Annotated in this window: 24 protein-coding genes; 7 read left to right on the top strand and 17 right to left on the bottom strand. The window is 76.4% G+C overall.

Going from position 1 to position 20649, the window contains the following annotated elements; genetic code table 11:
* Positions 1 to 117 precede the first annotated feature (117 nt).
* The gene (locus ACI78R_RS20605) at positions 118 to 294 is read right to left on the bottom strand and encodes a CsbD family protein (protein ID WP_457042095.1); all 177 of its coding nucleotides are present in this window, start codon (positions 292 to 294) and stop codon (positions 118 to 120) included.
* Between the two features lie 195 nt (positions 295 to 489).
* Here ACI78R_RS20605 and ACI78R_RS20600 point away from each other — a divergent pair, with 195 nt between their 5' ends.
* From ACI78R_RS20600 to ACI78R_RS20570, 7 genes are read left to right on the top strand one after another with little or no spacing between them, the layout of a single operon-like run.
* Entirely contained in the window at positions 490 to 999 is a 510-nt protein-coding gene (locus ACI78R_RS20600; RefSeq protein WP_457042094.1) for an Asp23/Gls24 family envelope stress response protein, read from the top strand.
* A complete protein-coding gene (locus ACI78R_RS20595; RefSeq protein WP_457042093.1) occupies positions 996 to 1364 on the top strand; it encodes a hypothetical protein in 369 nt (122 codons plus the stop codon). Before ACI78R_RS20600 ends, ACI78R_RS20595 begins: the two co-directional genes overlap by 4 nt.
* Positions 1361 to 1615, top strand: coding sequence for a hypothetical protein (locus ACI78R_RS20590; RefSeq protein ID WP_073422574.1), 255 nt, complete (start codon positions 1361 to 1363; stop codon positions 1613 to 1615). Before ACI78R_RS20595 ends, ACI78R_RS20590 begins: the two co-directional genes overlap by 4 nt.
* 17 nt (positions 1616 to 1632) lie before the next feature.
* Positions 1633 to 1815 (top strand): hypothetical protein, encoded by a 183-nt coding sequence (locus tag ACI78R_RS20585; RefSeq protein ID WP_073422575.1) that lies wholly within the window; start codon positions 1633 to 1635, stop codon positions 1813 to 1815.
* Positions 1812 to 2213, top strand: a complete 402-nt coding sequence (locus tag ACI78R_RS20580) for an Asp23/Gls24 family envelope stress response protein (protein WP_457042092.1) — start codon at positions 1812 to 1814, stop codon at positions 2211 to 2213. The genes ACI78R_RS20585 and ACI78R_RS20580 overlap by 4 nt, the downstream gene beginning before the upstream one ends.
* A 2-nt stretch (positions 2214 to 2215) precedes the next feature.
* Positions 2216 to 2752: a DUF6286 domain-containing protein gene (locus ACI78R_RS20575; RefSeq protein ID WP_457042091.1), complete on the top strand. Its 537-nt coding sequence runs from the start codon at positions 2216 to 2218 to the stop codon at positions 2750 to 2752.
* Positions 2749 to 3420 (top strand): alkaline shock response membrane anchor protein AmaP, encoded by a 672-nt coding sequence (locus tag ACI78R_RS20570; RefSeq protein WP_457042090.1) that lies wholly within the window; start codon positions 2749 to 2751, stop codon positions 3418 to 3420. The genes ACI78R_RS20575 and ACI78R_RS20570 overlap by 4 nt, the downstream gene beginning before the upstream one ends.
* On the opposite strand, the gene ACI78R_RS20565 is transcribed toward ACI78R_RS20570, so the two are convergent.
* The 16 genes from ACI78R_RS20565 to thrS all read right to left on the bottom strand — a co-directional run bounded on the left by ACI78R_RS20565 (position 3417) and on the right by thrS (position 20637).
* Positions 3417 to 5840, bottom strand: coding sequence for a RelA/SpoT family protein (locus tag ACI78R_RS20565; RefSeq protein ID WP_073422578.1), 2424 nt, complete (start codon positions 5838 to 5840; stop codon positions 3417 to 3419). The two genes, ACI78R_RS20570 and ACI78R_RS20565, sit on opposite strands and share 4 nt — an antisense overlap.
* A gap of 91 nt (positions 5841 to 5931) precedes the next feature.
* A complete protein-coding gene (locus ACI78R_RS20560) occupies positions 5932 to 6537 on the bottom strand; it encodes an adenine phosphoribosyltransferase (RefSeq protein WP_457042089.1) in 606 nt (201 codons plus the stop codon).
* Complete coding sequence (secF, locus tag ACI78R_RS20555; RefSeq protein WP_457042088.1) at positions 6534 to 7940, bottom strand: protein translocase subunit SecF; 1407 nt, start codon at positions 7938 to 7940, stop codon at positions 6534 to 6536. Before secF ends, ACI78R_RS20560 begins: the two co-directional genes overlap by 4 nt.
* Positions 7937 to 9670: a protein translocase subunit SecD gene (gene secD, locus ACI78R_RS20550; RefSeq protein WP_457042087.1), complete on the bottom strand. Its 1734-nt coding sequence runs from the start codon at positions 9668 to 9670 to the stop codon at positions 7937 to 7939. Before secD ends, secF begins: the two co-directional genes overlap by 4 nt.
* A gap of 11 nt (positions 9671 to 9681) precedes the next feature.
* Positions 9682 to 10041 carry a preprotein translocase subunit YajC gene (locus ACI78R_RS20545; RefSeq protein ID WP_083629013.1) on the bottom strand — a complete coding sequence of 120 codons (360 nt, stop codon included), beginning with the start codon at positions 10039 to 10041 and terminating at the stop codon, positions 9682 to 9684.
* Between the two features lie 173 nt (positions 10042 to 10214).
* A complete protein-coding gene (gene ruvB, locus ACI78R_RS20540) occupies positions 10215 to 11339 on the bottom strand; it encodes a Holliday junction branch migration DNA helicase RuvB (RefSeq protein WP_073422581.1) in 1125 nt (374 codons plus the stop codon).
* Complete coding sequence (gene ruvA / locus ACI78R_RS20535; protein ID WP_457042086.1) at positions 11336 to 11923, bottom strand: Holliday junction branch migration protein RuvA; 588 nt, start codon at positions 11921 to 11923, stop codon at positions 11336 to 11338. The genes ruvB and ruvA overlap by 4 nt, the downstream gene beginning before the upstream one ends.
* Positions 11924 to 12058: 135 nt before the next feature.
* Positions 12059 to 12625 carry a crossover junction endodeoxyribonuclease RuvC gene (gene ruvC / locus ACI78R_RS20530; RefSeq protein WP_073422583.1) on the bottom strand — a complete coding sequence of 189 codons (567 nt, stop codon included), beginning with the start codon at positions 12623 to 12625 and terminating at the stop codon, positions 12059 to 12061.
* Between the two features lie 120 nt (positions 12626 to 12745).
* Positions 12746 to 13648 (bottom strand): L,D-transpeptidase family protein, encoded by a 903-nt coding sequence (locus ACI78R_RS20525; RefSeq protein WP_457042085.1) that lies wholly within the window; start codon positions 13646 to 13648, stop codon positions 12746 to 12748.
* Positions 13649 to 13775: 127 nt separating this feature from the next.
* Positions 13776 to 14528: a YebC/PmpR family DNA-binding transcriptional regulator gene (locus tag ACI78R_RS20520; RefSeq protein ID WP_073422584.1), complete on the bottom strand. Its 753-nt coding sequence runs from the start codon at positions 14526 to 14528 to the stop codon at positions 13776 to 13778.
* Positions 14529 to 14663: 135 nt separating this feature from the next.
* Complete coding sequence (locus tag ACI78R_RS20515; RefSeq protein WP_073422585.1) at positions 14664 to 15203, bottom strand: LemA family protein; 540 nt, start codon at positions 15201 to 15203, stop codon at positions 14664 to 14666.
* A gap of 11 nt (positions 15204 to 15214) precedes the next feature.
* Entirely contained in the window at positions 15215 to 16435 is a 1221-nt protein-coding gene (locus tag ACI78R_RS20510; protein ID WP_457042084.1) for a glycosyltransferase family 4 protein, read from the bottom strand.
* Positions 16435 to 17370 (bottom strand): phosphatidylinositol mannoside acyltransferase, encoded by a 936-nt coding sequence (locus tag ACI78R_RS20505; RefSeq protein WP_457042083.1) that lies wholly within the window; start codon positions 17368 to 17370, stop codon positions 16435 to 16437. The genes ACI78R_RS20510 and ACI78R_RS20505 overlap by 1 nt, the downstream gene beginning before the upstream one ends.
* Positions 17367 to 17999 carry a phosphatidylinositol phosphate synthase gene (gene pgsA / locus ACI78R_RS20500; RefSeq protein ID WP_457042082.1) on the bottom strand — a complete coding sequence of 211 codons (633 nt, stop codon included), beginning with the start codon at positions 17997 to 17999 and terminating at the stop codon, positions 17367 to 17369. The genes ACI78R_RS20505 and pgsA overlap by 4 nt, the downstream gene beginning before the upstream one ends.
* 2 nt (positions 18000 to 18001) lie before the next feature.
* Complete coding sequence (locus ACI78R_RS20495) at positions 18002 to 18580, bottom strand: HIT family protein (RefSeq protein ID WP_175562961.1); 579 nt, start codon at positions 18578 to 18580, stop codon at positions 18002 to 18004.
* The gene (gene thrS, locus ACI78R_RS20490) at positions 18577 to 20637 is read right to left on the bottom strand and encodes a threonine--tRNA ligase (protein ID WP_457042081.1); all 2061 of its coding nucleotides are present in this window, start codon (positions 20635 to 20637) and stop codon (positions 18577 to 18579) included. Before thrS ends, ACI78R_RS20495 begins: the two co-directional genes overlap by 4 nt.
* Positions 20638 to 20649 lie beyond the last annotated feature (12 nt).

Below are 20649 nucleotides of genomic sequence, written 5' to 3'. Positions count from 1 at the left end.
CCCCCCCCCCCCCCCCCCCCCCCCCCCCCCCCCCCCCCCCCCCCCCCCCCCCCCCCCCCCCCCCCCCCCCCCCCCCCCCCCCCCCCCCCCCCCCCCCGGACCGTGGCGTACCGGGACTCAGTCGCGGCGGAAAGCGTCCTCGACCGACTCCCCCGCCTGCTCCACGTCGGCCTCCGCCTGGTCGGCCCGGCCCTCGGCCTCGAGGCGTTCGTCGCCGGTGGCCGTGCCCGCGGCCTCCTCCGCCGTGCCCGCGAACTCCTCCGCCTCGTCGCTGATCCCGTCGCCGAGGCTCATGTCTCCTCCTCGTCGGGGCGGCCGTTCCGCCCGTTGCGAGGAGGAGCCGCGACGGGCTCCTCCGTCACGCGGACGACCTGGTGACGGGGGTCACAGGAGGATCCGCACACCACCGCGTGACGAACGCCGGTCGACCGGGTCCTACCTGGTGACGCGCCATCCGGTCGCGTCCGGCCGACCGAGGGAGGAGACCTCATGAGCACCACGACCAGCAGCACCTCCGGCACCACCAGCAGCGCCACCGCCGGCACCCCCGCGGCCCCCGCCGTCGCCACCCGCCAGTCGCCCGCCCCGACGGCGGGCAGCGCCCTGGTCGCCGGCAGCCACGGCAGGACGACCATCGCCGACACCGTCGTCTCGAAGATCGCCGGGATGGCCGCCCGCGAGGTCAGCGGCGTCCACAGCCTCGGCGGCGGCGTCGCGCGCGCCTTCGGCGCCATCCGCGAGCGCATCCCCGGCTCCGGCGGCCCGAACGTCGCCCAGGGCGTGTCGGTCGAGGTGGGCGAGACCCAGGCCGCCGTCGACATCGACATCGTCGCCGAGTACGGCGTCTCCATCGCCGACCTGGCCGCGGGCATCCGCCGCAACGTGATCGCCAGCCTGGAGAGGATGACGGGGCTGGAGGTCGTCGAGGTCAACATCAGCGTCAACGACGTCCACCTCCCCAGCGACGAGGAGGCCGAGCAGCCCAGCCGGGTCGCGTGAGCGCCCCCGTGACCGGCGCGGTGGACGCCGACCGGGTGGCGGCGGCCCTCGCCGCCGTCCCCGGGGTGGCCGGCCTCACCGCCGGCCCGGCCGGGGCGGGCACCTACCTCCCCGGCCGGCGGGTCGACGGCGTCGTGCTGACCGCGGTGCCCGGCGGGCGCCCGGACCGGGTGACCGTCCACGTGGTCGCCGCCGCCGGGACGGCGGTCCGCGAGGTGGCCGCCGCCGTCCGCGAGGCGGTGGCGGCGGTCGCCCCGGGCTCCCCGGTGGACGTCGTCGTCGAGGACGTCGTCGTCGAGGACGTCACCGAGCCCGTCCCCGTGCCCGCTCCCGTGCCCCCGGCACCGGGCGGCGGCCGGCCGTGACCCCGTCCGACGACGCCGCCCGGCGCCGGGCCGAGCGCGCATGGGTCCGGGAGCACCACCCGGACCGCGGCGGCGACCCGGCGGTGTTCGCCGCCGGGCTCGCCGCCCTCCGGGCCGGCCGTTCCCCCGACGCGCCGGCCGCCCGGTCGGCCGGCGCCCGCGTCACCGTCGTCCGCGCCCGCGGGCCCCGCGCCTGGCTGCGGCGCCTGCTCGGCCCGCGCCGCCGCACCCCACCCCGCACCCTCCGCTGACCTCCCAGGAGAAGTCCATGCGTCCCAGCCTCGCCGGCCTGCTGGTCGGCCTCGTCCTCGGCCTCGCGGCCGCCTTCGGCGGCTTCGTCGCCTTCCTGCTCGTCGCCGTCCTCGGCGCGGCGGGCTTCCTCGTCGGCCAGGTGGTCGAGGGCCGGATCGACCTGTCCGGCTACCTGAGCGGGAGCGGGGGACGCCGGTGAGCGCCCCCGCACCGCCCGGTGACCTCCCCGGCGCCGCCCTCCCCGATCCCGCCGCCCGCGGGCGGCTGACCGTCGCCGACCGCGCCGTCGAGCGGATCGCCGCCCAGGCCGCGGCGGAGGTCGACCGGGCCACCGGCGCACCGCGCCGGGTGCTCGGGATCGCCGTCGGCGGCGCCGACGACCGCCCGCAGGTCAGTGCCCGGGTGGACTGGCCGGTGGCCACCGTCGCCGTGACCATGTCGGTCTCCTGGCCGGCGCCGGTGCTGCAGGTGACCGAGCAGGTGCGCCGGCACGTGGAGGAGCGGCTGGCCACGCTGGCCGGGGTCCGCACCGCCGGCGTCGACGTGCGCGTCACCGCGCTGACCGGCGCGGCCGGCCGCGATCGGCGGGTGAGCTGAGCGTGCGCACCCTCGACCGGGTCCTCGCCGTCCTGCTCGCCGCCGGCGGCCTCGTCCTCGGCGTGCTCGTCGTCGTCGAGGTGGTCGCCGCCGGGCTCGGCCGCCCGCCCGTGGCGCTGCCGTACTCCCCCGTCGCCGCGTGGCTGCGCGGGACGCCGTGGTCGTCGGCCGCCGCGCTGGCGGTCGCCGCCGGGCTCGCCGTGCTCGGCCTGGCGCTGCTCGTCGCCGAGCTCGCGCCCCGCCGCCGCACCGACCTGGTGCTGACCGGCGACGACCCCGCCACCACCGCCACGCTCTCGGTCCGCAGCCTCGCCCGCGTGCTCGAGGCGGCCGCCACCGGCGTCCCCGGGGTCGAGCGCGCCTCGGCGCGGGTCCGCCGCCGGCGGGCCCGGCTGTCGGTGCACGTCCCCGTGCGCGACGGCGAGGAGGCCGCCCGGATCGGCCGCGAGGCGCAGTCCGCCGCGTCGGCCGCCCTCGACGCCCTGTCCCTGCGCGCGGCCCCGCGGCTGCGCGTCCGCACCCGCCAGGAGGTCCGGTGACACCGACCGCCCCCACCCCGACCGCCCCTACCGTCCCCGCCCCGGCGTCCGGCGGCCCGCCTGCCGGCCCGGCGGCGCTGCGGCCCCGCACCCGCGCCCGCGGCGTCGTCCGCGCCAACCGGCTGGTGCTCGCCCTGGTGGGCCTGCTGCTCGCCGGTGCCGGCGGCGCCGCGCTGGCCGCCGGTCTGGGCGTGTTCGGCGGCGGGGTCGCCGACCGGCCGGTGCTCGACGGGTCGGTGTCGCGCTTCGCCGAGGCGCACGGCTGGTACTGGCCGGTCGTGGCGGTCGGCGCCGGGCTGGTCGCGCTGCTGTCCCTGTGGTGGCTGCTCGCCCAGGCCCGCAGCGACCGCGTCTCCGCGCTGCCGCTGTCCCGCGACCCGCGGCGCGGCCACACCGACCTCGACGCCGCCGCGCTCACCGGCGCGGTCGAGGACGAGGTCGAGGGCTACCGCGGCGTCGCCCGGGCGCGCGCTGTGCTCTCCGGCGCCGTCACCGCCCCGGCGCTGGCGCTCACCGTCACCCTCGACGGCCGCGCCGGCCCCGGCGAGCTGCACCCGCGGGTGGTCCAGGGCGCCGTGGCGCACGCGCGGCAGGCGCTGGGCCGCCCGGACCTGCCGGCGCGCGTGGAGTTCGTGCTGCCGCGCCGTCCCCGCCGGGACGTGCGCTAGGCGGTCACCCGCTCGACGTCGAAGACGCCCTCGACGTTGCGCACGGTCTGCAGCACCGCGCCGAGGTGGGCGGGGTCGGCCAGCTCGAAGGTGAACCGGCTGACCGCCACCCGGTCGCGGCTGGTCTGCACCGACGCCGACAGGATGTTGACCCGCTCGTCGGCCAGCGCCTTGGTGACGTCGGAGAGCAGCCGGTGCCGGTCGAGCGCCTCCACCTGGATGGAGACGAGGAACACCGAGCCGGGCTGGCTGGCCCACTCGACCTCGACCAGCCGCTCGCTCTTGCGCCGCAGGTCGGCGGCGTTGGTGCAGTCGGTGCGGTGCACGCTCACGCCGCCGCCGCGGGTGACGAAGCCCAGGACGTCGTCGCCGGGCACCGGGGTGCAGCACTTGGCGAGCTTGGCCCAGACGTCGCTCATCCCGTGGACGACGATGCCCGGGTCGCCGGCGGTGCGGCGGTGCAGCGGCCGGCGGGTGGGGATCGCGGTCTCGGCGATGTCCTCGGCCGCGCCCTCCGCGCCCCCGAGCGCGGCGATCAGCTTCTCGACGACCGAGGCCGCCGACATCTGGTTCTCCCCCACCGCGGCGTAGAGCGCGGTGACGTCGGCCAGGCGCAGGTCCTTGGCCAGCGTGGCCAGCGCGTCGCCGCCGAGCAGCCGCTGCAGCGGGAGGCCGGCCTTGCGCATGGCGCGGGTCAGCGCCTCCTTGCCGGCCTCGACGGCGTCGTCGCGGCGCTCCTTGGTGAACCACTGCCGGATCTTGGTCCGGGCGCGGGAGGAGCCGACGAAGCCCAGCCAGTCCTTCGACGGGCCGGCCGTGGGCGAGCGGGAGGTGAAGATCTCGACGACATCGCCGTTGCTCAGCGTGCTGTCGAGGCTGACGAGCGTGCCGTTGACCCGGGCGCCGATGCAGCGGTGCCCGACCTCGGTGTGCACCGCGTAGGCGAAGTCCACCGGTGTCGCGCCGCCGGGCAGGCTGACGACGTCGCCCTTCGGCGTGAAGACGAAGACCTCCTGCGGACCGAGGTCGTAGCGCAGGGTCTCGAGGAACTCGCCGGGCTCCTGGGCCTCCCGCTGCCAGTCGAGCAGCTGGCGCAGCCACAGCATGTCGTCGGGCGAGCCGGCCTTGGTGGCGCCGAACTCACCGGGCCCGGGGCGGCCGCCGGAGCGGGCCTTCTCCTTGTACTTCCAGTGCGCGGCGATGCCGTACTCGGCGGTGCGGTGCATGTCGTGCGTGCGGATCTGCAGCTCGACCGGCTTGCCCTGCGGGCCGATCACCGTCGTGTGCAGCGACTGGTACATGTTGAACTTCGGCATCGCGACGAAGTCCTTGAAGCGGCCCGGCACCGGCTGCCAGTGCGCGTGCATGATGCCGAGCGCCGCGTAGCAGTCGCGGACGGTGTCGACCAGGATCCGGATGCCGACGAGGTCCCAGATGTCGGTGAAGTCCCGGCCGCGGACGATCATCTTCTGGTAGATCGAGTAGTAGTGCTTGGGCCGGCCGGTGACGACGGCCTCGATCTTCGCCGCCTTGAGCTGCTCGGTGACCGACGAGGTGACCTCGGCTAGGTAGGTGTCGCGCGAGGGCGCGCGCTCGGCCACCAGCCGGACGATCTCGTCGTAGCGCTTGGGGTACAGCGTGGCGAACGCGAGGTCCTCGAGCTCCCACTTGATGGTGTTCATGCCCAGCCGGTGGGCCAGCGGGGCGAGGATCTCCAGCGTCTCGCGCGCCTTCTTCTCCTGCTTCTCCGGCGGGAGGAAGCGCAGCGTGCGCATGTTGTGCAGCCGGTCGGCGAGCTTGATGACCAGCACCCGCGGGTCGCGGGCCATCGCGACGATCATCTTGCGGATCGTCTCGGCCTGGGCGGCGTCGCCGAGCTTGACCTTGTCGATCTTCGTGACGCCGTCGACGAGGTGCGCCACCTCGGGGCCGAAGTCGGCGCTGATCGCCTCGAGGGTCTTGCCGGTGTCCTCGACCGTGTCGTGCAGCAGCGCCGCCACGAGCGTGGTGGTGTCCATCCCGAGGCCCGCCAGCACGGTGGCGACGGCGAGCGGGTGGGTGATGTACGGGTCGCCGCTCTTGCGCTTCTGGGTGGCGTGCGCGGCCTCGGCGACGTCGTAGGCCCGCTGCAGCAGCGCGAGGTCGGCCTTCGGGTGGCTCTGCCGGTGCAGCGCGGCCAGCGGCTCGAGCACCGGGCGGACCTCGCTGCGCTGCCCGGCGACGATCCGGCGGGCCAGCCGGTCGCGCACCCGGCGCGGGCGCGGGGCGGCGCCCTCCTCGGGTGGCTCGCTGCCCACGTCGTCGGGGCGGCGGACCACCGGACGGGCCGGCAGCGGCGCGCGCTGCTCCTCCGGCACCGTCCCGCCGGCCTCCCCGGGCCGCGCGGCAGCCACGTTGGTGGCGGGCGCGTCGGGGGCCACGGCGGACTCCTGCCTTCGGGGGGAGGACCTCCCCTCCCATGCTAGCCGCGCCCGGCCGGGGAACCGGCCGGGCGGGGCCGAGTCGTGACCCTCAGGTGGTCCAGAGGGCGTGCACGGCGTGCGGGGCGAGCCGGTCGCGGCCGCCGAGCGCGGCGAGCTCCACCACGACCGAGACCGCGGTGACCACCGCGCCGAGCTCCTCGACCAGGGCGACCGACGCCGCGAGCGTCCCGCCGGTGGCGAGCACGTCGTCGACCAGCAGCACCCGCTGGCCCGGGTCCAGCGAGTCGGTGTGCATCTCGATGCTCGCGGTGCCGTACTCGAGGGCGTAGTCGGCGGCGACCCGCTCGCGTGGCAGCTTGCCGGCCTTGCGCACCGGCACGACGCCGACGCCGGCGTGCAGTGCCACCGCGGCGGCCAGCAGGAACCCGCGCGCCTCGACGCCGACCACGACGTCGAAGCCCGGGTCGCCCGGGACGCCGTCGTCGGCGTGCGCGACGGCGGCGGCCCGCGGGTCCTCCAGCGCCGGGGACGCCAGGCCCTCGACGATCCGGCGGAAGGCCGGGCCGTCGGCGAACACCGGCGTCAGGTCCCGGAACAGCACGCCCGGGGTCGGGAAGTCGGGGACGTCGACGGCGAGGGCGGCGATGACCTCGTCGACCGGCGCCTCCGCGGCCGGGACCGGCCGGCCGGTCACCGGCGCTTCTTGCCGCCGCCGGGGCGGGACCCCGGCCGCTGCGGGCGCTGGCCGGGCCGTGGGGCGGCCGTGGCGCCGTGCGGCACGCTCCGGCGCGGCGCCTCCGGGCCCACCGACGACGGCGACTCGACGACGACGTCGGCCTGCGCGGGCCCGAGCGTGCCGGCGTCCCGCTCGGCGAGCGCCACTCCCCCGCTGCGGGCGGCGGAGCGGTTGCGGCGGGCGCTGGCGACCGGGCCGGCCGCGGCGCGGCCACCGCCCTGGCGCGCGGCGGCCGACCGGCGCGCGAGCACCCGGCGGCGCAGCGCCTGCACCTCGGGCTCGCGCTCCTTGAGGTCGGCGACGATCGGGGTGGCCAGGAAGATCGACGAGTAGGCGCCCGCGGCGAGGCCGACGAACAGCACCAGCGCGAGGTCCTTGAGCGTGCCGACCCCGAGCAGCCCGGCGCCGACGAACAGCAGGCCCGCCACCGGCAGCAGCGCGATCACCGAGGTGTTGATCGAGCGCATGAGCGTCTGGTTGACGGCCAGGTTGGCCGCCTCGCCCCAGGTCATGCGGGCACTGCCGGACAGGTCGCGGGTGTTCTCGTCGACCTTGTCGAAGACGACGACGGTGTCGTAGAGGGAGAACCCGAGGATCGTCAGCAGGCCGATGACCGTCGACGGGGTGACCTCGAAGCCGACCAGCGCGTAGACGCCGGCGGTGACCACGAGGTCGTGCAGGAGCGCGACGATCGCGCCGACCGCCATCTTCGGCTGGAACCGGATGGCCAGGAAGGCGATCACCGCGACCAGGAACACCGCGAGGGCCAGCAGCGCCTGGTCGGTGATGTCCTGGCCCCACTCGGCGCTCACCGACTCGGGGCTGACCTGCCCGGGGTCCAGGCCGGCGGCGTCGGCGACGGCCTCGATGACGTCGCGCTCGGCGGCGTTGTCGAGGGCGCCGGTGCGCAGCAGGATCGTGTTGCCGCCGACCACCTGCGCGGAGGCGACGTCGGCGCCGGCGTCGGTGGCGGCCTCGCGGACCTGCTCCAGCTGCGACGCCTCGCCGGTCAGCCGGAAGCTGTTGCCGCCGGCGAAGTCGATGCCGAAGTTGAAGCCGCGGAACAGCATCGACGCGATGCAGACCAGCACGACCACCGCGGTGACCTTGTAGATCAGCCGGCTGCGGCCGACGACGTCGAGCCCCGCCTCGCCGTTGTAGAGGCGGTGCGCCAGCGAGGCGCGGTGCGGCGCCCGGCGGGTGCCGGTCTCCCCCTCGGCGGGCAGGCCGGCGTCGGCCAGCGCGTCGTCGTCGGCGGCCGCGGCGGCGTCACCGGCGGCGTCGGCGTCGGCCGCGCGCGCCTCGTCGGCCTCGGTGCCGACGGGGAGCTCCTCGTCGGGCCGGTCCTGCTCGCGGCTCATGCCTGGCTCCTGTCCTGGGTGGCGCGCCCGCCGCTGCCGGCGCCGACGAGCTGCCGCTCGGCGGCGGCCATCGGGTCGGTGGCGCGGCGCGAGCGGTCGACGCGGCCGAGGCCGGAGAACCGGCTCTGCCCGAACGCCTTGAACCGCGCGAGCACCGCCATCAGCGGGTGGGTGAAGAGGAAGACGACGACGAGGTCGAGCACCGTGGACAGACCCAGGGTGAACGCGAAGCCCTTCACGTCGCCGATGGCCAGCCAGTAGAGGATCGCCGCGGCGAGGAAGCTCACCGCGTCGGCCGACAGGATGGTGCGGCGGGCGCGCACCCAGGCGCGCGGCACCGCCGACCGCAGGCTGCGGCCCTCGCGGATCTCGTCCTTGAGGCGCTCGAAGTAGACGACGAACGAGTCGGCCGTGATGCCGATCGAGACGATGAACCCGGCGATGCCGGCGAGGCTCAGCGTGAAGCCGATCTCGCGGCCGAGCAGCACCAGGCTCGCGTAGACCACGACCGCCGACAGCAGCAGGCTGGCGATCATCACCAGGCCGAGCAGCCGGTAGTAGACCAGCGCGTAGACGAACACGAGCGCGATGCCGATGGCGCCGGCGATGAGGCCGGCCCGCAGCTGCTCGGCGCCGAGCTCGGTGGAGATCGACTGGGCGGTGGCCTGCTCGAAGGTCAGCGGGAGGGCGCCGTAGCGCAGCTGGTTGGCCAGCTCCTCGGCGCTGGCCTGGTCGAACTGGCCGGTGATGGTGGTCTGGCCGTTGATGGCGCCCTGGATGGTGGGCGCCGAGACGACGCGGCCGTCGAGGGTGAAGGCGACGTTGCTGCCGACGTTCGCGGCGGTGTACTCGGCCCAGGTGGACCGGCCCTCGCCGTTGAAGTCCAGCAGCACGACCCACTCGCCGGTGGTCTGCTGCGTGCCGGCGCTGGCGTCGGCGATCTCGGTGCCCTCGATGATCGTGGGGCCGAGCAGGTACTTGGTCGTGCCGTCCTCGCTGCAGGCCGCGACGAAGTCGTCGGGGCGCGCGACCTCGCTGCGGGTGTCCTCCGCCGAGCAGGTCAGCGTGGCGAACTGCGCCGCGGCCTCCTCCTGCGTGACGGCGGGGCGGTCCGGGTCGAGCGCGGGGTCGCTGACGGCGCCGTCGCTGCCGGTGGCCGGGGCCGACCCGCTGCCGGTCGACGCGGCGTCGGTCGGCGTGGCGCCGTCGGTCGGGGCCGCCGAGTCGGTGGGCGCCGCCGAGTCGGTGGGCGCAGCGGAGTCCGTGGGCGCCGCCGGGTCGCTGGGGGTCGCGCCGTCGGTCGGCGCCGCGGAGTCCGACGGCGTCGCGGGGTCGCTGGTCTCGGCCGGGGCGGCGGGCTCGGGCGCGCCGATCACCGGGCGGAAGCGCAGCTGCGCGGTCTGGCCGAGCTCGCGCGCCTGCTCGCCGTCGTCACCGGGCACCGAGATGACGATGTTCGTGTCGCCCTCGGTGACCACCTCGGCCTCGGCGACGCCGATGCCGTTCACCCGCTGCTCGATGATCTGGCGGGCGAGCTCGAGGTCCTCCGGGGCCGGCGCCTGCCCGTCGGGCGTGCGCGCGGTCAGGGTGACCGTGGTGCCGCCGCGCAGGTCGAGGCCGAGCTGCGGCGTCCGGTCGGAGCCGGTGAAGAAGATGAGGCCGTACAGGACGGCCACGATCAGGACGAACGCGCCGAAGTAGCGGCGCGCCGGCAGGGCGCGGTTGGCCACCGGGCGTCCCGTCAGAGGGTCTTGCCGGAGGGGCCGTCACCGGGACGGTCGTCCCGGAGGGGCTCCTCCACCGGCTCGACGACGGTCTCGCCGGTGGCGAGCGGGCCGGGCACCGCACCCGCGGGCTGGCGCACCTGGATGACCGCCTGGCGCGCGTAGGTGACGACCACGCCGGGGGCCACCTCGACCTGGATGGTGGCCGGGTCGTCGAGACCGGCCACGGTGGCGTACACGCCGCCGGCCATCGTCACCGGCACGCCGATCGCCAGCGCCGACTGCGTCTGGTTCTGCTGGCGCTTGCGGGCACGGGCGGGCAGCACCACCAGCGCCACGAAGGCCAGCACGAGCAGGAGCAGGGGGAACAGTTCCACGGCGGGGGTGCCTCTCTTCCGCGCTCGCGTGCACGCGGTCGGTGCGGTCCGGGTCGGGACCGCTCGGGTACGTCGGCCGTGGCGCGCGGGCCGGCCCCCGCCGACACCGGGTCGCGGAGCCGGGACCCGTGCGGCCCGGCGAGGGGCCGACTTGCGCGCCAGCGCCGATGAGTCTAGGCGTCGAAGAGCGGTTCCGACGACGAACCCGGGTCACGCGGGACGGCTGTGACACCGCCGAGGGGGATCCCGCCGCGCGGCACCGGCCGGCCGAGGTGGCGCCAGGCCGCCTCGGTGGCCACCCGTCCGCGCGGGGTGCGGGCGAGCAGGCCGGCGCGCACGAGGAACGGCTCGCAGACCTCCTCGACGGTGTGCGGCTCCTCGCCCACGGCGACCGCGAGTGTGCTGACGCCCACCGGGCCGCCGTGGAACTTCCCGACCAGCGCCTCGAGCACCTCGCGGTCGAGCCGGTCGAGGCCGAGCTCGTCGACGTCGTAGAGCGCCAGCGCCGCGCGGGCGACGGCGCGGGTGACCCGGCCGTCGGCCTCCACCTCGGCGTAGTCGCGCACCCGGCGCAGCAGCCGGTTGGCGATGCGGGGTGTGCCGCGGGAGCGCCGGGCGATCTCGGCCGACCCGTCGTCGGTGAGCTCGACCCCGAGCAGGTCGGCGCTGCGGGCGAGCACCTGCTGGAGCTCGGCCGGCTCGTAGAACTCCATCTGCCCGACGAAGCCGAACCGGTCGCGCAGCGGCCCGGTGAGCAGGCCGGCGCGGGTGGTGGCACCGACGAGGGTGAAGGGGTTGATCTCGAGCGGGATGGCGGTGGCGCCGGGCCCCTTGCCGACGACGACGTCGACGCGGAAGTCCTCCATCGCCATGTACAGCAGTTCCTCGGCGGGCCGCGCGATGCGGTGGATCTCGTCGATGAACAGCACGTCGCCGGGACCGAGGTTGGACAGCATCGCCGCGAGGTCGCCGGAGCGCTCGATCGCCGGGCCGCTGGTGATCTTCACGGCGGTGCCCAGCTCGGAGCCGATGATCAGCGCGAGGCTGGTCTTGCCGAGGCCGGGCGGGCCCGACAGCAGCACGTGGTCCGGCGGCCGGCCCCGGCGCTTGGCGCCCTCGAGCACGAGCGCGAGCTGGCGGGCGACCTTGGGCTGGCCGATGAAGTCGGTCAGCGAGTGCGGCCGCAGCGCCGACTCGACCACCCGCTCCTCGTCGCCGGCCTGCGGGGAGACGGCGAAGTCGCGGCTGATGCCCGACTCCACCTCCCCGGTCAGCGACCGGTCGAACGGCGCACTCATGACCGGCCCAGCAGCTGCAGGGCCTGTCGCAGCAGCGTCCCGACGTCGACCCGGCCGGTGGTGGTGAGCTGCTCGTCGGCGACCGGCGCCAGGGTGGTGAGCGCGGTGTCGGCCTCGCGGGTGGACCAGCCGAGCCCGACCAGCGCCGAGGACAGCTGGTCGCGCCACGGCGCCACCGGGGTGATCGGCGAGCCCGCGGCGGCCGGCGCGCCGTCGAGCTGCGTGTCGGTGGTCGTGGTGCCCAGCCGGTCGCGCAGCTCGAGGATCAGCCGCTCGGCGCCCTTCTTGCCGATGCCGGGCACCTGCATGAGCGCCTTGACGTCGGCCATGGAGACGGCGCGGCGGACCTCGCGCGGCGGGTGGATGGCCAGCACCGCCTGCGCCAGCCGCGGGCCGACGCCGTTGGCCGTCTGCAGCAGCTCGAACAGCGAGCGCTCGTCGTCGTCGGCGAAGCCGTAGAGGGTCAGGGAGTCCTCGCGGACGACGAGGCTGGTGGCCAGCCGCGCCTGCTCGCCGACCGTGAGCCGGGCGATGGTGCCGGGCGTGCACTGCACCGACAGGCCGACGCCGCCGACCTCCACCACCGCGGGGGGGGGGGGGGGGGGGCGTGTGGGGGGGTTTGGTGCGGGGGGGGCAGGGCCCCGCCGGCCCGCCCCCCCCCCCAGCCACCACCCCGCGGGCGGCCCCCCCGGCGGCGACCCGGCCGTGGACGCTGGCGATCACCGGGACACCCCCTGCCAGCGCGGCAGCGTGCGCTGCACGACCGGCGCGCCGATGCCGCCGGCGATCGCGGCGACCCGCAGCCGCTGCTGCGCCGGGCCGCGCCACACGTGGCAGACGGCCAGCGCGAGCGCGTCGGCGGCGTCGGCCGGCTTGGGGGCGGCCGCGAGGCCGAGCACCCGGGTGACCATGAGGGTGACCTGCTCCTTGTCCGCGCGGCCGTTGCCGGAGATGGCCGCCTTGACCTCGCTGGGCGTGTGCCAGGCGACCGGGCGGTCGGCCTGCGCCGCGGCGAGGGCCGCCACGCCGGCGGCCTGCGCCGTGCCGGTGGCGGTGCCCTTGTTGTTCTGGGTGAACACGCGCTCGATGGCCACGACGTCGGGCCGGTGCTCGCGCAGCAGCGCCGTCACCTGGGTGTGCAGCTCCAGCAGCCGCAGCTCCAGGTCGAGGTCGGCGGAGCTGCGGATCACGCCCACCCCGACGGCGGCCGGGCGGGCGCCGGGCCGGCCGTCGACCACGCCCCACCCGCACCGGGTGAGCCCCGGGTCGATGCCGAGCACGCGCATGCCCGCCCCCTTCCTCCGAACGCCTGTTCGACGCCCACCGTAACGGTCCCCGACGACGGCGCCCCGGCGCAACACGCGGCATGCGCCGCGCGCGGACGCGGCCCGGGCCCGGGCTCCCGCTCAGGCGACGCCGATGGCCACCAGCGGGCCGGCCGCGGGGTCGAGCCACCGCATCAGCGTCTGCAGCCGCCCCCGCTCGACGGCCACGCAGCCCGCGGTGGGCGCGCCGTTCGTCACGTGCAGGAAGAACGCCGAGCCCGCGCCCGGCGTCCCGCCGCTGTTGTAGCCGATGACGACGGCGTGGTCGTAGACGGCGCCGGCGGCCAGCAGGTTCTCCCCCGCCCGCTCGTCGAACGGGCAGGTGCCGGCGGCGCAACGCGCGTGCCGGTTGTACAGCGGGCTGGTGACGTCGGAGACCCACCAGTCCTCGGCGTCGACCTGCCGGTAGGGCAGGCCGCTGCCGGGGTCAGCGGCGCGGCCGAACGCCTCGGGCAGGGCGAAGGTGCCCGCCGGGGTGCGGGTGGAGCCCTCGCGGGCGGCGCCGATCCCGGCGGACCCGACCCGGGCCGGCCACGGGCCGAGCACCGCCGTCCAGCCGGCCTCGCCGAGCTCCCAGGCGGTGAGCTCGGCGGTCGTGGCGCCGGCGGAGGCGGCGACCACGGTGACCACCTGCGCCGACCCGCCGGCGTCGACGTCGAGCGGGAGGACGCCGGGCACCGGTGGCGCGGGCTCCCCGGCGGGCGGGGCGGCCGGCCGGGGGACGGGCTCGGCCGGCCCGGCGGGCTCCGCGGACGGCACGGCCGCCGGGTGCGGGACGGCGGTCACGCGGGCCACCTGCCCCACCGCCGGCCGCCGCCCCACCGGCTCGGGCGCGGTGTCGGCGGGGAGGTCGGCGGGGAGCAGCACGGCGGAGGCCCGGGTCGCGGCGACGACCGGCTCCGGCGGGGCGATCCCGCCGAGCACCCCGGCCGACAGCAGCAGGACGGTGAGCACGCGCGCGGCGCGTGCGCTCGCTCCGGCCACCTGGTCCCCGCGTCCCCGAGACGCCGCCCGGCGCGGCGCGTCGGGCCCATGCTCCGGCCCTGCGGGGCCCGGGCGCCGTCAGCGCCGGGGTGTCCGGGGCGGGTGGGACGGGCGGGACCGCCCGGCCTCATCCGACGTTGGCGAGGACCTCGTCGGGGACGTCGTAGTTGGCGTACACGTTCTGCACGTCGTCGCAGTCCTCGAGCGCGTCGATGAGGCGGAACACCTTGCCGGCGCCCTCCTCGTCGAGCTCGACGGTCACGCTGGGCACGAAGCCGGCCTCGGCGGAGTCGTAGTCGATGCCGGCGTCCTGCAGCGCGGTGCGGACCGCGACGAGGTCGGTGGGCTCGCAGACGACCTCGAAGGTGTCGCCGAGGTCGCGCACCTCCTCGGCGCCGGCGTCGAGGACGGCCATGAGCACGGTGTCCTCGTCGACGCCGTCGGCCTGCGGCACGACGATGACGCCCTTGCGCGTGAACAGGTAGGACACCGAGCCCGGGTCGGCCATCGAGCCGCCGTTGCGGGTCATCGCGGTGCGCACCTCGGAGGCCGACCGGTTCTTGTTGTCGGTGAGGCACTCGATGAGCACCGCGACACCGCCGGCCGCGTAGCCCTCGTAGGTGATGTTGAGGTACTCGACGCCGCCGGCCTCGGCACCGGACCCGCGCTTGACCGCGCGGTCGATGTTGTCGTTGGGCACCGACGACTTCTTCGCCTTCTGGATGGCGTCGTAGAGCGTCGGGTTGCCGGCCGGGTCACCGCCGCCGGTGCGGGCCGCCACCTCGATGTTCTTGATCAGCTTGGCGAACAGCTTGCCGCGCTTGGCGTCGATCGCGGCCTTCTTGTGCTTGGTGGTCGCCCACTTGGAATGGCCGCTCACGGCTGTCCTCCCTCGTCCCGGCGCCCGGCACCGGAGCGCGGGCGGACCCGTCGATCCTACCGAGCGCGCCGCGGGTGCCGTCCCGGCCGCGGGCGGCGGGCGGCCGCCGGGAGGCGGGCGGGACGCGGCGGCGGGTCAGCCGCGGGGCGTACCGGCACCGAGCGGGACGGCGTCGAGGCCGTCCTCGACGTCGAAGAAGCGGGGCAGCGGGCGGTCGGCGTGCAGCCGCAGCAGCCGCGGCACCCGGCGCTGGCGCAGCAGGTGGGTGTCGCGGACGGCGTCGTTGTAGAAGCGCCGGGCCAGCGCCATCCGCCCGTCGGCCTCGGCGAGGGCCGCCAGCCGCGCCGCGGGCACGCCGGGGACCTCGGGCGGCAGCGCCCGCACCTCGCGGCCGAGGGCGTTCTCGGCCAGCTCGCGGTCGCCGGTGAGCGGGTGGCGGGCGTCGTGGGCGGCGGTCTTGAGCCGGCCGGCCCGCTCCTCACCGAGCGCGGCGGAGTGCTCCGAGGCGAGGTCACCGGCCAGGTCGGCGCGCTGCCGGAGCCGGTCGTCGAGCACGGCCCAGGTGCGGGCCACGCGGGCCTCCAGGCGGCGCAGGCGGGTGAGCGTCCAGGCGGTCCACGCCAGCAGCAGCGCGACGACCCCCGCGGCGAGGAGCAACCAGGCGTCGGGCGTCACGGACGCCCACGCTAGCGGCGCACGCGCCGCAGCAGGGACGGCAACACCCCGTCCGGGGTGCCCGGTGACCCGGTGGCGGCGGCCAGCCCGGCGTCGTCGGCGGCGGTCACCTCGCCGGCCCCGGGCGCGGCGACGGTCTCGTAGACGGCGAGCACGCGGCGGGCGACGACCTGCCAGTCGTAGGCGGCCGCGGCCTCCCGGCCGGCGGCCGACAGCGCCCGCCGGCGGTCCGGGTCCCGCAGCAGCGCCGACAGCTCGCGGGCCAGCGCCGGCGCGTCGCCGCGGCGCACCAGGACGCCGGCGTCGCCGTCCTCGAGCACCCGCGCGAACGCGTCGAGGTCGCTGGCCACGATGGGCGCGCCGGCGGCCATCGCCTCGATGAGCACGACGCCGAAGCTCTCCCCCAGCAGGTTCGGCGCGCAGTAGACGTCGACCGAGCGCAGGAACGCCGCCTTGTCGGCCTCGGAGAGCTCGCCGAGCAGCGCGACCGAGGGGCGCAGGTCCTCCCCCACGGCCTCCCGCAGCGCGTCGGGGTCGCCGCGGCCGGCGATGAGCAGCCGCGCGCCGGGGTGCTCGGCCACCACGGCGCGCACGGCCTCCAGCAGCACCGGCAGGCCCTTGCGCGGCTCGTCGTAGCGGCCGAGGAAGCCGACGGTCGGGCCGTCGACGCCGCGCGCGGCGCCCGGCAGCGTCGGCCCCTCGGCGAAGAACGGCACGTGCACGCCGTTCGGGATGATCACCGCGTCGCCGCCGAGGTGCTCGACCTGCACGCGGCGGGCGAAGTCCGACACCGCGATGCGGCCGCTGATCTTCTCCAGCCACGGCCGGACCACCGGCCCCCACGCGGCCAGCCACTTCGACCGCACCGTGGCGGCGTGGAACGTCGCCACGATCGGCCCGGTCGCGATCATGCAGACCAGCAGGCCGATCGACGGCGGCGCCGGGTCGTGCACGTGGACGACGTCGAAGTGGCCCTCGCGCAGCCACCGGCGCACCCGGGCGGCCGAGACCGGGCCGAACTGCACGCTGGCCATCGAGCCGTTGTACGGGATCGGCACCGTCCGCCCGGCCCAGGTGAGCCAGGGGTCGGTCAGCGATTTCTCGTGCTCCGCGGGCGTGAGCACCTCGACGGAGTGGCCGAGCCCGCGCAGGGTCTCGGCGAGGTCGCGCACGTGGTACTGCACCCCGCCGGGCACGTCCCACTGGTAGGGGCAGACGAGACCGATCCGCATCAGCGCCGCCTCGCGGCCGGCGGGTCGGGCGGGACGTCGGCCCAGATCCGGCCGAGCACGTGCCAGTCCTCCGGGGCCACCGCGAGGGCGTCGGTGAAGGCGTCGGCCACGCCCTGCATGCCCGCCCCGACCCGGTCGCGCAGCCGCCCGGGCCCGTCGACGCGCACCTCCGGGAAGACGGCGAACTCCCAGCCGCGGTCGGTGAACCGGCAGACCGCCGGGTGCAGGGCCGCGCCGGTCTGCGCGGCGAGCAGGGCCGGGCCGGCGGGCATCGTCGTCGGCCAGCCGAAGAACTCGACCGGGACACCGCCGGGGCCGAGGTCGCGGTCGGTGAGCAGGCAGGTGAAGCCCCCGGCGGCGAGCTCCTCGCGGAGCACCGCGGAGCTGGGCCGCTCACCCCCGGTCAGCGGCAGCACCCGGATGCCGAGGGACTCCCGGTACTCGAGGAACCGCCGGTAGAGCGACTCCGGGCGCAGGCGCTCGGCCACGGTCGTGAACGACCCGCCCAGCCAGTCGACCAGCCACACGCCGGCGGCGTCCCAGTTGCCGCTGTGCGGCAGGGCGATGACGACGCCGCGGCCGGCGTCCCGGGCCCGCTGGAGGTGCTCCACGCCGGAGTGCGTGGTGCCGGCCACGATCCGTGCGCCGGGCAGCCGCGGCAGCCGGAACGCCTCCTGCCAGTAGCGCGCGTAGGACCGCAGCGCCCGCCCGGTGAGCGCGTCGAGCTCGGCGTCGTCCAGCTTGCCGCCGGTGGCCACCCGCAGGTTGGCCCGCAGCTGCCGCACGCCCCGGCCGTCGCGCCGGGCGGCCACCCGGCCACCGGCGTCGAAGGCGCCCCGGGCCACCGGCTCGGGCAGCCGCTGCACCGCCGTCCACCCGGCGGCGTAGCCGAGGTCGGCGGCGCGCGAGGCGACCCGGGCGCGCAGGCCGGTCACGGAGCCGGGGCGGTGGGGGTCAGCGCGCGGCCGCGGGCGCCGCGGTGCACGGCCACGACCCGCTGGCCCACGGTCACCACCCCGCCGGCGACGAGCAGCCACAGCCCGACGTCGACGGCGTACGGGATGCCCAGCCCGGTGAACCCGGTGCCGGTGAGCACGAGGATCAGCCGCTCGGTGCGCTCGACCAGGCCGACGTCGCACGGGATCCCGACGCCCTCGGCGCGCGCCTTGATGTAGCTGGTGAGCACGCCGAGGGTCAGCCCGACGAGGGCCAGCAGCGCGAGCAGCCGGTCGTCGCCGGCGCCGGTGTACCACCACACCAGCGCCCCGAAGACGGCGGCGTCGACGGCGCGGTCGCAGGTGGAGTCGAGCACCGCGCCGAACGCCGACCCGCCGCCGCGGGCGCGGGCCAGGGCGCCGTCGAGCATGTCGAGCAGCACGAACAGCGTGACGGTGAACGCGCCCCAGAACAGCACGCCGTGCGCGATCAGCGTCGCCGCCGCGGCGATCGCGCCGACCGTGCCGGTGACGGTGACCATGTCCGGTGTCACCCCGGCGCGCGCCAGGCGGACGGCGACCGGCGCCCAGAACCGGCCGACGGCCGCGCGCGCGCCCGAGCCGAGCACCGTCAGCTCCCCGCGACCGGCGCCGCGGCGTCCGGCCAGTGCCGGGCCAGCAGCGTGCGGGTCTCGGCGAGCACCTGCGGCAGCACCCGCGTGAGGCCGATCACCGGCATGAAGTTGGTGTCCCCGCCCCACCGCGGCACCGCGTGCTGGTGCAGGTGGTCGGCGATGCCGGCGCCGGCCACCGAGCCCTGGTTCATCCCGATGTTGAAGCCGTGCGCGCCGGTCACCTGCCGCACCACCCGCATCGCCGTCTGCGTGAACGCGCCCAGCTCGGCGACCTCGGCGTCGGTGAGGTCGGTGTAGTCGGGCACGTGCCGGTACGGGACCACCATGAGGTGTCCGGCGTTGTACGGGTAGAGGTTGAGCACCGCGAAGACGGTCTCCCCGCGCGCCACCACCAGGCCCTCCTCGTCCGGCATGGCCGGGATGAGGCAGAACGGGCAGTCGTGCTCACCGGTGGGCTTGCCCGAGCCGCGGATGTAGGCCATCCGGTAGGGCGTCCACAGGTGCTCGAAGACGGTGGCCGGGCCGCCGTCGTCGCTGGAGACCGGGACGGAGAAGCCGTCCGGGCCGACGGTCACGGGGTCCCCTGGGGGACGTCGGCGGTCGGGTCGGCGTTGTGCCGGGCGCGCACCCAGGCGACGACGGCGTCGACGGCCTCGGCGACCGGCACCCCGTTGCGCTGGCTGCCGTCGCGGTAGCGGAAGGAGACGGCGCCCGCCTCGGCGTCGGTGGCGCCGGCGATGAGCACGAAAGGCACCTTCTGCTTGCTGGCGTTGCGGATCTTCTTCTGCATGCGGTCGTCGGAGTCGTCGACCTCGACCCGGATGCCGTGCTCGCGCAGCCGCAGCGCGACGTCGGTCAGGTAGCCGACCTGGTCGTCGGTGACCGGGATGCCGACCACCTGCACCGGCGCCAGCCAGGCCGGGAACGCGCCCGCGTAGTGCTCGGTCAGCACGGCGAAGAAGCGCTCGATCGAGCCGAACAGCGCGCGGTGCAGCATGACCGGCCGCTGGCGGGAGCCGTCGGCGGCGGTGTACTCCAGGCCGAACCGCTCGGGCAGGTTGAAGTCGACCTGGATGGTCGACATCTGCCAGCTGCGGCCGATGGCGTCGCGGGCCTGCACGGAGATCTTCGGGCCGTAGAACGCCGCGCCGCCCGGGTCGGGCACGAGCTCGAGACCGGAGTCCAGCGCCGCCCGGCGCAGCGCCTCGGTGGCCACCTCCCAGCTCTCGTCCGACCCCACGGACTTCTCCGGGTTGCGGGTGGACAGCTCCAGGTAGAAGTCCGACAGGCCGTAGTCGGCGAGCAGGCCGAGCACGAAGTCGAGCAGGCCGCGCAGCTCGCCGGCCATCTGCTCGGGCGTGCAGTAGATGTGCGCGTCGTCCTGGGTGAAGCCGCGGGCGCGGGTGAGCCCGTGGATGACGCCGGACTTCTCGTACCGGTAGACGGTGCCGAACTCGAACAGCCGCAGCGGCAGCTCGCGGTAGGAGCGGCCGCGGGACCCGAACACGAGGTTGTGCATCGGGCAGTTCATCGGCTTGAGGTAGTAGTCCTGCCCCTGCCGGCGGACGGTGCCGTCGGCGTCGCGCTCCTCGTCGAGCTGCATGGGCGGGTACATGCCCTCGGCGTACCAGTCGAGGTGGCCGGAGATCTCGAACAGCCGGCCCTTGGTGATGTGCGGGGTGTTGACGAAGGAGTACCCGCCCTCCTCGTGCCGCTGCCGGCTGTAGGCCTCCAGCTCCCGCCGGACGACGCCGCCCTTCGGGTGGAACACCGCGAGGCCCGAGCCGATCTCGTCGGGGAAGCTGAACAGGTCCAGCTCCGCGCCGAGGCGGCGGTGGTCGCGGCGCTCGGCCTCGGCCACCTGCTCGAGGTACGCCTTGTGCGCGTCGCGGCTCTCCCACGCGGTGCCGTAGACCCGCTGCAGCTGCGGGTTCTTCTCGCTGCCCCGCCAGTAGGCGGCGGCGGAGCGGGTGAGGCTGAAGGCGGGGATGCCGCTGGTGCGCGGCAGGTGCGGGCCGCGGCACAGGTCGGTCCACAGGCGCTCGCCGGTGCGCGGGTCGAGGTTGTCGTACATGGTCAGCTGCGCGCCGCCGACCTCGACGTCCGCGCCCTCGGCCGCGTCCCCGGCGCCGCCCTTGAGCCCGATCAGCTCGAGCTTGTAGGGCTCGTGCGCGAGCTCGGCGCGGGCGTCGTCGTCGCCGATCTCCCGGCGGGAGAAGCGCTGCCCGGCCCTCACGATCTGCTGCATGCGCTTCTCCAGCGCCTGCAGGTCCTCCGGGGTGAACGGCTTCTCCGGGTCGAAGTCGTAGTAGAAGCCGTTCTCGACCGGCGGGCCGATGCCCAGCCGGGTGCCCGGGAAGAGGTCCTGCACGGCCTGGGCGAGCACGTGCGCGGTGGAGTGCCGGATCACCGCGCGGCCCTCCGGGCTCGCGGCGACGACGGGCTCGACCTCGGCGTCGTCCCCGGGGACCCAGGCGAGGTCGCGCAGGTCGCCGGTGCCGAGGTCCCGGACGACGACGGCGCCGTCGGGGCCCTTGAGCGGCACCCCGGCGTCCTTGAGCGCCTGCTCGGCCGTCGTCCCGGCCGGCACCCGGATCGGGGCGGTGACGGCGGGGGCGGGCGCGGCGGACACGGGGTCTCCTGG

This window comes from Geodermatophilus sp. SYSU D01106, from assembly GCF_054049995.1.
This window is presented reverse-complemented; position numbering and strand designations above follow the sequence as displayed.